This is a genomic window from Pedobacter superstes (assembly GCF_037622515.1).
Lineage (GTDB): Bacteria > Bacteroidota > Bacteroidia > Sphingobacteriales > Sphingobacteriaceae > Paradesertivirga > Paradesertivirga superstes.
Genome location: NZ_JBBJCN010000003.1, coordinates 755,291 through 768,748, shown reverse-complemented (window position 1 = coordinate 768,748; position 13,458 = coordinate 755,291). Strand labels below are relative to the sequence as shown.

Annotated in this window: 10 protein-coding genes and 1 tRNA gene; 3 read left to right on the top strand and 8 right to left on the bottom strand. The window is 37.8% G+C overall.

Annotated features, from left to right (window positions below):
- Positions 1 to 75 precede the first annotated feature (75 nt).
- Together WG906_RS12180 and metG are read right to left on the bottom strand one after the other, a co-directional pair.
- Positions 76 to 147, bottom strand: a tRNA-Arg gene (locus tag WG906_RS12180).
- Positions 148 to 219: 72 nt separating this feature from the next.
- Entirely contained in the window at positions 220 to 2,277 is a 2,058-nt protein-coding gene (metG, locus tag WG906_RS12175; RefSeq protein WP_339992916.1) for a methionine--tRNA ligase, read from the bottom strand.
- A gap of 88 nt (positions 2,278 to 2,365) precedes the next feature.
- Here metG and WG906_RS12170 point away from each other — a divergent pair, with 88 nt between their 5' ends.
- Positions 2,366 to 3,268, top strand: a complete 903-nt coding sequence (locus tag WG906_RS12170) for a S66 peptidase family protein (RefSeq protein ID WP_339992915.1) — start codon at positions 2,366 to 2,368, stop codon at positions 3,266 to 3,268.
- Between the two features lie 166 nt (positions 3,269 to 3,434).
- Here WG906_RS12170 and WG906_RS12165 read toward each other — a convergent pair whose 3' ends face one another.
- Positions 3,435 to 4,913 (bottom strand): SusD/RagB family nutrient-binding outer membrane lipoprotein, encoded by a 1,479-nt coding sequence (locus WG906_RS12165; protein ID WP_339992913.1) that lies wholly within the window; start codon positions 4,911 to 4,913, stop codon positions 3,435 to 3,437.
- A gap of 13 nt (positions 4,914 to 4,926) precedes the next feature.
- Complete coding sequence (locus tag WG906_RS12160) at positions 4,927 to 8,058, bottom strand: SusC/RagA family TonB-linked outer membrane protein (RefSeq protein WP_339992911.1); 3,132 nt, start codon at positions 8,056 to 8,058, stop codon at positions 4,927 to 4,929.
- A gap of 444 nt (positions 8,059 to 8,502) precedes the next feature.
- Between WG906_RS12160 and WG906_RS12155 the strand changes: the two genes are divergently transcribed.
- Positions 8,503 to 8,844, top strand: coding sequence for a PadR family transcriptional regulator (locus tag WG906_RS12155; protein WP_339992910.1), 342 nt, complete (start codon positions 8,503 to 8,505; stop codon positions 8,842 to 8,844).
- 10 nt (positions 8,845 to 8,854) lie between these two features.
- Complete coding sequence (locus WG906_RS12150) at positions 8,855 to 10,429, top strand: PspC domain-containing protein (protein ID WP_339992908.1); 1,575 nt, start codon at positions 8,855 to 8,857, stop codon at positions 10,427 to 10,429.
- Positions 10,430 to 10,477: 48 nt separating this feature from the next.
- On the opposite strand, the gene WG906_RS12145 is transcribed toward WG906_RS12150, so the two are convergent.
- From WG906_RS12145 to WG906_RS12130, 4 genes are read right to left on the bottom strand one after another with little or no spacing between them, the layout of a single operon-like run.
- Positions 10,478 to 11,491, bottom strand: a complete 1,014-nt coding sequence (locus WG906_RS12145; protein ID WP_339992907.1) for an energy transducer TonB — start codon at positions 11,489 to 11,491, stop codon at positions 10,478 to 10,480.
- Positions 11,492 to 12,301 (bottom strand): phosphatidate cytidylyltransferase, encoded by an 810-nt coding sequence (locus WG906_RS12140; protein ID WP_339992906.1) that lies wholly within the window; start codon positions 12,299 to 12,301, stop codon positions 11,492 to 11,494.
- The gene (locus WG906_RS12135; protein ID WP_339992904.1) at positions 12,298 to 12,501 is read right to left on the bottom strand and encodes a putative signal transducing protein; all 204 of its coding nucleotides are present in this window, start codon (positions 12,499 to 12,501) and stop codon (positions 12,298 to 12,300) included. The genes WG906_RS12140 and WG906_RS12135 overlap by 4 nt, the downstream gene beginning before the upstream one ends.
- Entirely contained in the window at positions 12,482 to 13,411 is a 930-nt protein-coding gene (locus WG906_RS12130; RefSeq protein ID WP_339992903.1) for a CPBP family intramembrane glutamic endopeptidase, read from the bottom strand. The genes WG906_RS12135 and WG906_RS12130 overlap by 20 nt, the downstream gene beginning before the upstream one ends.
- Between the last annotated feature and the right edge of the window lie 47 nt (positions 13,412 to 13,458).

The window sequence follows — 13,458 nt, the reverse complement described above, 5'->3', positions numbered from 1 at the left end:
CTACAATGTCCTTTATAGTAATAATCTTTATGAAGGCTTTTTAAAACATAAGCATAAAACATGGCATAGATTTAGTGGCCTCACCCAGAATCGAACTGGGATCTAAAGTTTAGGAAACTTCTATTCTATCCGTTGAACTATGAGGCCTTTGCAATATGAGAAATGCAAATGTGCAGATTTTTAACAAGTAAAAAATATTAAATTAATATTTTAGCAGGACTACCTGACAGTCGACCCATTTTGAAGAGACTCTCCAGGAGAAACAAAGCTCAATTTGCCATCATTATTTTCAGCCATTAAAATCATTCCCTGCGATAATATACCCTTTATCTCTCTTGGCTCCAGATTAACAAGTATACTCACCTGTTTCCCAATGATGGCTTCCGGCTCGAAATATTCGGCAATGCCAGAAACGACTGTACGCTGATCGATCCCAGTATCAATTTTAAGCTTCAGTAATTTTTTAGTTTTTGCAACTTTCTCAGCTTCCAATATCGTTCCCACTCTTATATCCATCGCAGCGAACTGTTCGTAATTAATATTCTCTTTGGCCGGACTTACTTCAATGGCTGCGCTCATTTCTTCAACTTTTTTGCCTAATTTTTCTACCTGCTTCTCAATTACATCATCTTCAACTTTTTCAAATAATAGCTGAGCCTCATTCAACTGGTGCCCCTGCGCAAACTCAACCTTCTGATCATAATAAGAAGACTCGTTTAAATTAAGCATAGAAAAAATCTTTTTTGCTGACCCGGGTAACAGGGGTTGCAGTAAAGTACCCAAATGCGCAATGATGTGTAAACTGTTTTGCAAAACTACACGTGTCGCATCAGGATCAGTTTTGAAGGTTTTCCACGGTTCATTTTCGGTGAGATACCGGTTACCTAATCTCGCAAGATCCATCACAGATGATAGAGCCTGACGAAATTTAAAGGTTTCGATGCTTTGTTCAACATCATCGTATATACTACTGATCTGATTATTAAGTTCTGCACTCACTAAAGATGTGTCCCCCTCTACTTTACCTTCATAATATTTATGCATCAGTATCATAACACGGTTTACAAAATTCCCTAATATAGCCACAAGCTCATTATTAATCCGGGACTGGTAATCTTTCCAGGTAAATTCGCTATCAGATGTTTCTGGCAAAATGGATGTTAACACATAGCGCAACTCATCCTGTTTGCCAGGAAATTCCTCCAAGTACTCATGAAGCCAAACCGCGTGATTTCTTGAAGTAGAAAGCTTATCTCCCTCGAGGTTCAAAAATTCATTTGCCGGAACGTTTTGAGGAAGAATATACTCTCCATGCGCATGAAGGATAGAAGGAAAGGTAATACAATGGAAAACGATATTGTCCTTTCCGATAAAATGGACCAGATAGGAGTCATCGGCTTCATTCTCCTGCTTCTTCCAGTATTTTTCCCAGTCTTTGCCATTGTCAAGCGCCCATTGCTTTGTAGCCGAGATATACCCGATTGGGGCATCAAGCCATACATACAATTTTTTACCTTTAGCTTCCTCAAGCGGAACATCTATTCCCCAATCTAGATCACGGGTCATAGAGCGTGGCTGCAAACCTGCTTTTAACCAGGAACTGCATTGGCCGTAAACATTCGGTTTCCAGATATTTTTCTTGCCTTCTAAAAGCCATTCTTCCAGCCATGGCTGATATTTATCTAAAGGCAGATACCAGTGTTTGGTAACTTTTAGTACAGGTGCTTTTCCACTTAACGTTGATTTTGGATTTATAAGATCCATCGGATTTAGAGAAGTTCCGCATTTCTCGCACTGATCTCCGTAAGCTCCTTCATTATTGCAATTCGGACAGGTTCCAATGATATATCTGTCGGCCAGAAACTGGTCGAACTCTTCGTCGTAATACTGCTCAGATTCCTTCTCAATAAACTCCCCTTTTTCATACAGGTTAAGAAAGAATTCCTGGGATAGTTCATGATGGATTTGAGATGAGGTGCGATGATAGATGTCGAACCCTATACCAAATTCTTCAAAACTTTTCTTAATCTGTACATGGTACTTGTCAATTATTTCATTTGGAGTTATTCCTTCTTTTTTAGCTTTAATTGTTATAGCTGCACCATGTTCATCAGAACCACAGATGTACACAATATCCTTCCGCTTAAGACGCATATGTCTTACAAAAATGTCTGCTGGAATATATGCTCCGGCCAGGTGTCCAATATGTAAAGGACCATTAGCATAAGGAAGAGCGGAGGTTACAGTATAGCGTTTAAATTTATCGAGTTCAGACATCAAGTAAAATAATAATGGGCACAAAGATAACCAATTGTACCTGCGCAAATACTCAAATTTGCATATTTGCATATCTTAGAAAATGCACATGCAATCCATAGCTCCTCCATTTCTTAAAAAAGGCGATAAAATTGCGATTACTTGTCCTGCTAAAAAACTACCCGGCCCAATTGACAGTGCCATAAAATTGCTGGAAAGCTGGGGACTGAAAGTTGTTTTAGGCGAAACAGTTACAGCGTCACACCATCAGTATGCCGGAACGGATGAATTAAGACGCAATGATCTTCAGAAATTTTTAGACGATCCGTCTATAAAGGCGATTATTGCGGCCCGGGGAGGATACGGAACGATCCGGATTATTGATGATCTGGATTTTACTGCATTTAGAAAGCAGCCGAAATGGATTGCCGGATTCAGCGACATCACCATTCTGCACAGTCATATTTTCGAAAGGTGCAACATACAAACTATCCATGGCCAAATGCCCTTAAATGTTCCGGATGGCACAAAACCTTCATTAGAAACATTACGAAAAGCACTTTTCGGAGAACCCCTGGAATATGAGATTCAGTCACATTCGCTTAACAGAACAGGCAGCACTCAGGGTCCGATAATCGGTGGAAATCTTACATTATTGGTAATGATGAGCCATTCTGTTTCTGAAATGGATTTTGCTGGTAAAATTCTTTTTATTGAAGATGTTGGCGAATACATGTATTCCATCGACAGAATGCTTTGGAATTTAAAACGAGCTGGAAAACTGGCGCGGTTGAAGGGGCTGATTGTTGGAGGGTTTACTGACCTGAAAGATAATGATATATCTTTTGGAAGCAGTATTGAAGAAATGGTTTTAGAAAAGGTTAAAGAGTATAATTACCCGGTTTGTTTTGGATTTCCGGCGGGGCATATTGCGGACAACCATGCGTTGATACATGGTGGGATATCAAATTTAAGCGTGGAGATCAACTCCGTTAAACTAAATTTTCATTAATGCTCACGCTTTTTGTACAGCAGAGTAGCAATATTTAAGTGAAGCTATTTTTTTATCCATCCTTCAAATTTCTGGAAAAAGGGTTGAAGAATTGAGGGAGGCGATGTTCGTTAAAAAGTAAAAGACTATTTAGTGAGTATAGTCTTTTACTTAAATACTACTGCTTTTAATTATCCCACCAAACTGGCACTTTCATAGCGTCGCGGAAGGCGGTAGGAACATTAGCTGGTATATTATCTGCATTATAAGATCTCTCCGACGCAGGATATGGAAATCTTATGGGGATGATATTAATTTCAGGTTCAACCTCCAGGGGCTCACCCGGATATTGTTCAGCATTTAAAGGTAAATTAGGATAGCCTGTCCTTCTATAATCATTATAGGCTTCAAACTGCAGATAATTTGCAATGTATTTTTCTCTCATAATTTGTTCATACGCAGTTGCAGGAACCAAGCTTAATGCATTAGCAGTTAAATAAGCAGCAGTTTCAGATCCGGAAATACCGAGCATATCCATTGAAGCGGTAATGCCTGCATTGTATGCAGCAATAACATTAGGAGTAACAGTCTTATTTGCTTTCAAAAATTCCGCTTCTGCGCGAATAAATGGGACTTCAGCATAAAGCAGTAAATACTGTGGCGCGTCTGCACTACTATAAAATGTCCCTATTGATGAAAAATTTGATAAGGGAGTTTTAGGTGCATCATTTGTAACACCTACATATTTTCCTGCGTTGACACCACTTACAACTGCGTCAACTTGCACAGCAAGCCGGGGGTCAGATTTAGATTTTAGAAAATCAATGTAAAAGATAGATGGCTTAGGTGCTGTACTCCATTTTCCGTCTATGGCAAACTGGTACCAAGGATTTTCGGCATTTGGCTCGTCGATATATTCTAAAATAGGCATATCGTCTTTTGTGATAGATCCGGCATCTAACGCTTGTAGAGCTAAAGTTGCCTGAGTTGCAGAATTATAACCAGGAGCATTGGATAAGCGCAAATAAAACCTGGCTTTTAAGGTTCGTGCAAGCTTTTGCCATGTTACCATGTTACCACCATAAATAACATCATCCGATCCTGGTTTGGCACCAGTGTTTTGTCCCGCCTCAACAATAGCTTGGTCTAACAACGTTTGTATTCCTTTATAAATATCTTCCTGGGAATCATATTTAGGCTTAAATAAACCTAGCTCTCCCTGAAAAGCCTCTGAAAGAGGAGCATCCCCAAAAGCATCCGTAATATATGACATGTTCCAAGCAATAATTATTTTGGCGATAGCACTATATGAGGAATTCCCATTCGCATTAGCCAAACTAATAAGATTATTGCTATTCTTCATAACATCAGTATAGGAGGAATAACGCCAGAAGTTATCAGCGTCATTACCTGTGAACCGATAATTACCCTCATGAGGCCCAGCCACAGCATATGCTAAGTGCTTTGTCCAAAAACTCGAGGTCCTTACCGGCTGTCCGCCCGCTACCTCAAAGGAAAATGTAGTCAAAATTGCCGGCAACATCAATTGCTCTGTCACCTTAGTGGGAGAATTTGGATCGTCATTAATATCCAAATATTTCTTACAGCTATAAAAGGTCGATGAAAAAAAGAGTACTACTCCAATTATTATATAATTTCTTTTCATAATAATCATTTAATTAAAACTTAGCATTGAGTCCAAAAGTAATACCTCTAGTTCCAGGAGTCACTGCATGATAAAATCCTTGCGCATTAGTATCACCCAGTAAATTGCCCTCTGGATCTTTAAAGCTAAAGTCAGATTTAATCCATAAATTTCGTCCTGTCATAGATAAGCCCAGACTCTGAAATGGCGTTCTTTTTATTAGAGATGATGGTATTGTATAACTAAGCGTGATCTCCCTTAATTTAATAAAGCTTCCATCTTCAATAAAATTCTCATCATATGAAGAATAAAAATTCCTCCAGTAACTTTGATCTCTCATAACTGGCGTTGTATTTGGGGTCCCGTCAGACTCTTTGATACCTTCATAAAGATATTCGGTATTTCTCTGTTCAGTAACTTTGGCTGTACCATAAAAAGTTGAGTAGAATAAATCCATGTTTAAAATATCTCCACCTTCTCTGATGTCAAATAATGTGGAAAATGACAAACCTTTGAAAGTAAAGGTGTTTCTAAGCCCACCCGTCCATTTAGGAGTAGCATTACCTATTGGTCCTAAATCATCGGCAATTACAGGATAACCATCATCGTCTACCAGAAGTTTTCCTTCTTCATTGCGCTTAAATCCAAGTCCCCAGATAACGCCATACCCATAATTTTTATCGATTCTGATTTGTGGGTTTTCAAATCCAGCCAGAAATATATTGTCCACTCCTTCAGCTAAAGATTCAAGCTTGAATTTATTCTTTCCATATATTATCTGGGTATTCCAATTGAAATTTTTTGATTTAATTGGACTACCTGTAACAATCAGTTCAACGCCTCTGTTAGAGAGCGAACCAGCGTTAACAACACGTTCAACAAATCCGCTGGATGATGCTACTTCCTGCTGCAATATTTGTTTCTCGCTCTTCTTATTATAGAATGATAGATCTACACCTAAGCGACTTTTAAAAAATCTCAAATCTGTACCAAACTCAACTTCAGTAACAATCTCAGGTTTAAGGGTGTTATTCGTCGCTAACGTACTTGCCTTAAATCCGTTTATTCCCCTAAAAGGGAAATTTATATTTCCACGCGTTCCATCGCTTGGATTCGATTGAATGAAAACCGGATTTGTTAAATAAGGAGCAGCGTCATTACCAGCTTGCGCATATGACAACCGAAGCTTTCCAAAGGACAGATATTTATTATCAGTCATTTTTAATGCGTCTGTAAACACAAGACCCAAAGAGACCGAAGGATAAAAGAAGGAATTATTTCCTTTCGGCAAAGTAGACGACCAGTCGTTTCGTGCAGTAGCATTTAGGAAAACATAATTTTTATAATCTAAGCTTGCACTACCGTATAACCCAACTAATCTTCGTCGTTCATCGAATTGAAAAGATTTTGAAGAAAGAGTTCCTGTAATATCATAAAAACCCGGTACACTTAAATCTTCCCCTCTTAATGTTCTTGAAGCATATCTCCTGTCATTGATGTTATTACCAATTAAAGCCGTTAACGCCCAATCACCAAAGTCTTTATTTCCTGACAAAATCAAGTCATTATTTAGTTGCGTACGTTTAATAACCCCTTCATACATTCTTCCTTGAGGTACGCTTATTGTTTGAATATTTACACGTTCTCTCTGCTCGTCTGTATAAGTATCTAATCCAATCCGATTTGTCAATTTTAACCAGGGTGTAAATTCAAGAGTCGTTTCGTTAGAAGCGATAATTCTATCTACAAGGCTTGGCAGACTATTATTATTAATTAACCAATAGGGATTATTAAATCCGGTCGTAAAATTATTCGAGGCTGTCCAGGCAACATTTCCGTATTGTTCGTAAGCTTTTTTTGCATCAAAACTTATCGGTTGGAAGTTTAACGCATACGTATAAGAGCGCTGACCATTTCCTTCGGAAAAACGAGTGTTTGTTGACGCTATGTAATTAACGGAGGTTGAGGAGTTAACTTTTTGACTCAGTTGGGTAGAAAAACTTCCCAAAATGCTATTCCTGCCAAACTTATTACCATTTACTATTCCTTCTTGATCCAAATTTGAATAAGAAAGTAGGTACGTTGATTTTTCTCCGCCGCCGCTTATTGAAATAGAGTTATTCCAAGTTTGCCCAGTTCTGTAAAACTCCTTTCGCGGATCTATCACTTGAGGCATTCCAACCGCAGTAATTACAGCCTGACTCACTTTATCTTTATGAGGTCCCCAGCTCCCAGATATTTGAGGCGCACTCCCATTCTCTGCATATCCTCCTAACTGAAGTGGTAATCCATTCCTATAAAAACCATCCAAACCTTGTAAGTAAGTAGTTTGATAACCATCTGTATAGGCATTGTCAAATGATGCACTGGATGAAAATGCTACATTAGGATACTTCCGGTCTGATTTAAGACCCTTTTTGGTCGTAATTTGTATCACTCCAAATGCCCCTCTGGATCCATAAAGAGCTGTTGCGCTCGCCCCTTTCAGTACTGTAACATTCTCAATAATATTCGGATCCAAGTCAATAGCCCTGTTTCCACCATATCCGTTAAACAAAGGATCTTCAGTATTTGGATCAACAGCTCTATTATTCGAATTATCCATTGGAATTCCATCAATTACAAATAATGGCTGGTTATTTCCGGTAAGAGATGTATTGCCGCGTATTACAATTCTGGCCGATGATCCAGCCTGCCCACCTGAGCTGTTAATTTGCACACCTGCAACTTTTCCCGCTAATGCGTTTACAATGTTCGTTTCACGAGAGGACACAAGTTCTGCCGGATCAACGGTTTGAGTAGCATAAGTTAATGCACGTTTTTCTTTCCTAACCCCCAAAGCGGTAACTACCACCTCACCCAGTTGTTGGGCGTCAGCACTTAACGAAACATTCACAACGTCCCGATCACCAACGTTTACTTCCTGGTTAGCAAAACCTATATAAGAAAAAACCAAAACAGCATTATTTCCTGGAATTTTAATTGAATACTGACCATTCGCGCCGGTTTGGGTACCGGTTGCTGATCCTCTAATTTTAACACTTACCCCGGGAAGGGATAAGCCATCTTCCTGAGCTGTTACCGTCCCGGTGACAGTCCGTTCCTGCCCAAGAGCAATCGTAGCCCATAGCAACACGATTGACAAACTTGATAAAAGTTTTCGCATACTCTTTTTTAATTAATGATTAGTTAATTGTTAAGCCTTATCAGAAAAATGCAAGCAATCAAAAGAGTGTTTGCAAGTTTAAAATATAAGGTATTAATACATAAGAAATTAAAATTGTTTTACTCTGCAACAATTTCTTGCTTCGTCTCACTTGCCGAAGACATAATTCAAATTCTATTCTATGTATTTCGATTGGTTAGAAATACCGAGATCACTGATAAGCCGGATTCATTACACATATTTTCTCCTTTTTAAATTAATGAATATCACAATATAGTGATATAAGAATTCTTACCTCCTATACCTTCCCTCATCATTTTACTTTTTTATACAATTGGATGATTATTTAACAGCGAATCAATTGAAATACAAACAATTTGGTAAAAAATACTTTTTATAGTACTATGTTATACATGGTACTATAAAAATTCTTACATTTGATTTATGATTGTAGAAAACACTCAAACACAAATGAGGAAAGGGATACTGGAATATTGTATCCTATCTATTATTTCCAAAAAGGAAATATATGCCTCGGATATTATTAACGAATTAAAAAAAGCCCGGTTGCTGGTAGTTGAAGGGACCTTGTATCCTTTGCTTACGCGATTAAAAAACAACGGATTGCTCAGCTATAATTGGGTAGAATCCACTTCTGGTCCACCCAGGAAATATTATGTCTTAACCGATGCAGGATTAAAAGTACTTGAACATCTCGATAAAACCTGGACAGAGCTTGTATTTGCAGTGAACACTTCTATTGAAGGAAGAACCCTTAACCCTTAACCAAATCGTCATGAATAAAACAATTATTATAAATATAAACGGCATAGTTTTTCATATTGAAGAGGATGCCTACGAAATTTTAAAGAGCTACATGACTGAAGTTAAGCGACATTTTGCTTACAGCAGCGACAGTGAGGAGATTGTAACCGACATAGAAAACAGGCTTGCCGAAATGTTCAGCGATCGATTAGCTGAACAAAATAAACAAGTTATAATAGTATTGGATGTTGAAGAAATTACGGCCAAGATGGGTAGAGCAAGCGACTTTGAAACTGATGACGAAGAACCTTTTAACACCGGGACCCTCAAATCATCCCGTACCTTATACAAAGACAATGACGACCGTATAATTGGAGGCGTTTGTGCCGGATTAGGCCACTATTTTAACATAGAAATAAAATATGTGAGGCTTTTTACCATCTTACTTACTCTCTCTGGAATTGGATTGATACCCTACATAGTACTCTGGATTGTATTGCCTACAGCAAAAACCCGCCAGGAAAAAATGGCTATGAAGGGGGAGCCCATTAATCTTCAATCTTTTAAAAAGACTTTTGATGAAGAAGCAGATTCTCTAAAACAAGGTGAAGCCAAACTATATAATGAGTATCCCTCTCAGAAAAGCGGCGATCCAATTCTTGAGATCGTAAATTTTTTCGGAAAAGCCTTAAAAATTGCACTCAAGGTAATCGGTATCGTTATAATTACAGTGGGATCATTTATGCTATTCGCCCTTATAATAGCACTTCTATTTGGCTTAGGATTTGTAAATAATACTGAGTTTCAACAATTTCCCTTCAATATAATTAATGATCAATATCGCCCGTCGATTTTGTTAAGTGCGTTTTTACTGCTTATAATTCCGTTGATTGCACTAATTTTATTCGCGATACGTGTTATACTTAACCGAAAAGTAATATCAAGATATGGCTCATTCGCCATGTTAATTCTTTGGCTGACAGGATTAGGAATGGGTGTTTACTATGGCTCACGAATAGCTGCTGAATTTCGGGAAGAAGCAAAATTTGAACAAAGTTCAGCACTAAAATCATATCCTGCTTTGACCCTGAAATTAAATCCCAAGCTATTCTTCACACAGGAAGATAGTCTGAAATATCATATAGAACAGGGAGAAATAGATGGCCGGGTTATCTATGGCGAAAACGATATGCAAAACGAATTAAAGCATTTTGATCTGTTTATTGAGAGAAGCGATGATAGCACTCTTTTACTTGTAAAAGAATTAAGTGGCAGAGGCAAAAACTTTGAGAAAGCGCTTGAGGCTGCTCAACGCATATCATATAAAGTTAGTCAAACAGATTCCATCATACAGTTTGATAACTACTTTACACTTACTGGTAACGGATTATTCAGGGATCAGGAACTGGATGTGCATTTAAAAGTGCCGCTTAACACGAGACTAAGAATCGATGGAAATTTAAGGTCGCGTTTAAGACATTATAATTTATGGGAGTGTCAGCCAGAAGATGGTGATTCAAACGCTACCTCAGAATGGATAATGACTGAAGAAGGTCTTAAATGTGTGGATGAGGCCTTGTTTGAAAAAAAGAGAAACGGCAATTAATAGATAAAAATCAGCAAAGAAAGCCTTTAAAAACAAAGGCTTTCTTTGCTATAATTGAAATGTTACGGGCAAAACAAAAAAAGTACGTACCGGAACATCTTTCAGAAGCCCGGGTTTCCATTTAGGAGAGTTTCTTAATAAGCGTATAGCCTCTTCGTCACATCCTCCGCCTAACCCCTGCTTTATTTTAATATCCGTTAAACGTCCGTCTTTTTCAACTATAAAAGATAAATAAACTTTTCCCTGAATATTTCCCTGACGTGCTGCCTGCGGATATTTTAAATTATTTTCAACATATCTGGCAAATTCTTTCTGGCCTCCGATAAACTCGGGAGTAACATCAACCAGGCTGAAATCATATAATTTATCACTTACGGAAGCAGAAGGCTCTGACGGAAGTTCAGGATTAAAATCAACTGCTGAACTATCGGGCAATAATTTTTGAATTTCAACATTCTTAATTTCTGCTTCCCTTAACGAAACGATCTTGCCGGTTTCGTCAATAATCAACTCATATTTTATCGACGCAGAATAATTTTCATTTTTCGAAGGCCTTAAATAACTTTCTTTGGTCCAGTAGGTGGCGATAATCCTGGAATCCCTTCGCACAAAATCCAGCGATGAGACAATCCAGTTTCTCCTCAAATTCTCCATATCCGTTAACCGGCGCCAATAGATTTCTCTTAAGCGTTTATGGGTAAGGTTATGGTAATTATAAAAGGTCTCGGTTATGTTAGCGAAGTAACTTGGCGGATCGAAATATCCGCGGCGCTGATCAAAGTAAAATGCTTCAATAAATTTAATTAAAGATTTTCTTACCTCCTCTTCGGTCATGGATTCACTCTCATTCAACAGAGATGATTTATTCTCTGTCGTCAGCCGGATCTCTTCTTCTTTACCAAAAATCTTAGAAGGATCATCCACAAATAAAGTTAAATACCCCATTACTGCAATAATTATCGCAAGTACTAATCCCATATAAAGCAGTGATCTATCCTTATAGGCAGGTTGATCATCCTTTATAATTTCTTCTTCCGGATTTAAAGGTTCATTCTCCATCATCTATCCTAAAAAGATTATCGAATATAAGTATATAAAAACCAGAGGGGCCGCAAAAAGCAAGCCGTCAAATCTGTCGAGCAATCCCCCATGACCCGGTAATAAGGATCCTGAATCTTTAATTGAAATACTCCGCTTCAGCATCGACTCAAATAGATCGCCAAAAGTTCCGGCGATACCCACTATTGCAGAAACAATAAACCATTGCACCAGTGTTAAATCATGAAATTGAGTGCCGATGATATAAGCGGCTAAAAGGCCCGTGGCTAAGCCTCCAAAAAAACCTTCCCAGGTTTTCTTTGGCGAATGCCGCTCAAACAGTTTATGCTTTCCAAAGCTGACTCCAAATATATATGCGCCCGTATCATTCGCCCACAGCATTAACATAAAAGCTAAAGGAAAATGAAAATTAAAGGTATTTCCCATAAATGCCATAGCCGTAAAAAAGCAAAATGGTATTATAATAAACAGTATTCCGAAATAGGTAAAAGCAAGGTTAATAAACGGATGTTCCTTATTGCGAAATAGTTCTACAATACATATTGCGATAGCCGCAGGCACCGTTAGAAAAATTAAGTACAGGTAATCATTGAAAAGAAAATTTAAAACCAGGGGGGTTATTAATGTTCCTGCTAATAAAACTCCGAGTGAACGATGAGGTCTTATCGTTTCCGTCTTGACCAATCTGTAAAATTCTACAAGGCACAATAAACTTAATACAATGAAGAAAAGAGCAAAGGTATATTGGCCTAAAAGTAAAGAACCCAGCATTACGATCACAAAAAAAAAGCCTGTTATTGCCCTTACTCTCATAAGTCGTTTTTACCAATTAGTTCCAATGCTTCATGAAAAACGGCAGGATTAACATACACTTCAACTTCTCCTATTTGATAAGGATAACCTTGCTTGTTAAGTATAACTGCTTCAATTTCGTTTTCTACTAAAAACTGTCTGACCAATTCTGATTTAAAAAAATCTGACGATGTATAAACTTTATTCCAATCTTCGTTCATTCACTTTAAAGTTGTCGTTCAAGGATATTCGTTGAAATATCATGAAAAGTAAAGCTGTAAAAATAACACTTAGAATAACTAAATACCAGTTCTGAAATGCTGGTTTAGTTAAATTGTCTAACGATTTCCCCTGATGCTGCAAAACATATGCAGCTATAACAGCAGAGGCATTATTGTAAAAATGCGCAATAACAGGTACCCAAATACTTTTACTTAGTACAAGCATATACCCAAATAAAGCTCCCAAAATCATTCTGGGAATAAAACCATAAAACTGTACATGTATAGTACTAAAAATTATGGCACCAGCCCAAATGCCAAGATGGTAATTATTGGTCCATTTTGTAAATATCTTTTGAATGCATCCCCGGAATAGAAATTCCTCGCCTAATGCGGGAATTACCGCTATAATAATAAGATTAAGCAGTAATCCGCCTGCCGAATTCATTACCAATAACTTTTTGGTTAATATCTCGGCACTGATTTCCTTATACTTCATCCAGCTTTCCAGAGGTTCTAGCACCGCCGGAAGCTTCATTTGCTGATTTAAAAATACGGTCCATTCTATGAATGGTGTCACACAAAGCATAATTAAGATCCCAAGAACAATAGAAATCCAGGGTTTAGGCATATTGATATTGAGATATTCTCCCGGATTTCTGCTTTCAAGTCGTGCAAATACAAAAGGCGGAACCACGAACATGCCTATGGAGGAAAACATTAAAAACAATTTGTGGATGCCTATATCAGCTGTTCCGTCACTTAAACCCAATAATTCATCTTTACCAAAAACGAAATATCCTATGAAATACGCCATAAATGCAAATACGATGAATCCGAAAAGAGCTGTGCCTAATAGTAAAATTAAAGAGCTGAAAGGATGACGTTGATCTGACGGCTTATAAAACATGTTAATTCTTATAATACTATTTTTGTAAATTAGTTTACAAGCGCACA

Excerpts from the sequence above, each read along its gene's own strand:
- WG906_RS12165 (WP_339992913.1), bottom strand. The coding sequence starts at position 4,913 with ATGAAAAGAAATTATATAATAATTGGAGTAGTACTCTTTTTTTCATCG.
- WG906_RS12160 (WP_339992911.1), bottom strand. The coding sequence starts at position 8,058 with ATGCGAAAACTTTTATCAAGTTTGTCAATCGTGTTGCTATGGGCTACG.
- WG906_RS12145 (WP_339992907.1), bottom strand. The coding sequence starts at position 11,491 with ATGATGGAGAATGAACCTTTAAATCCGGAAGAAGAAATTATAAAGGAT.
- WG906_RS12135 (WP_339992904.1), bottom strand. The coding sequence starts at position 12,501 with ATGAACGAAGATTGGAATAAAGTTTATACATCGTCAGATTTTTTTAAA.
- WG906_RS12155 (WP_339992910.1), top strand. The coding sequence starts at position 8,503 with ATGATTGTAGAAAACACTCAAACACAAATGAGGAAAGGGATACTGGAA.
- WG906_RS12170 (WP_339992915.1), top strand. The coding sequence starts at position 2,366 with ATGCAATCCATAGCTCCTCCATTTCTTAAAAAAGGCGATAAAATTGCG.
- WG906_RS12150 (WP_339992908.1), top strand. The coding sequence starts at position 8,855 with ATGAATAAAACAATTATTATAAATATAAACGGCATAGTTTTTCATATT.
- WG906_RS12140 (WP_339992906.1), bottom strand. The coding sequence starts at position 12,301 with ATGAGAGTAAGGGCAATAACAGGCTTTTTTTTTGTGATCGTAATGCTG.
- WG906_RS12130 (WP_339992903.1), bottom strand. The coding sequence starts at position 13,411 with ATGTTTTATAAGCCGTCAGATCAACGTCATCCTTTCAGCTCTTTAATT.
- metG (WP_339992916.1), bottom strand. The coding sequence starts at position 2,277 with ATGTCTGAACTCGATAAATTTAAACGCTATACTGTAACCTCCGCTCTT.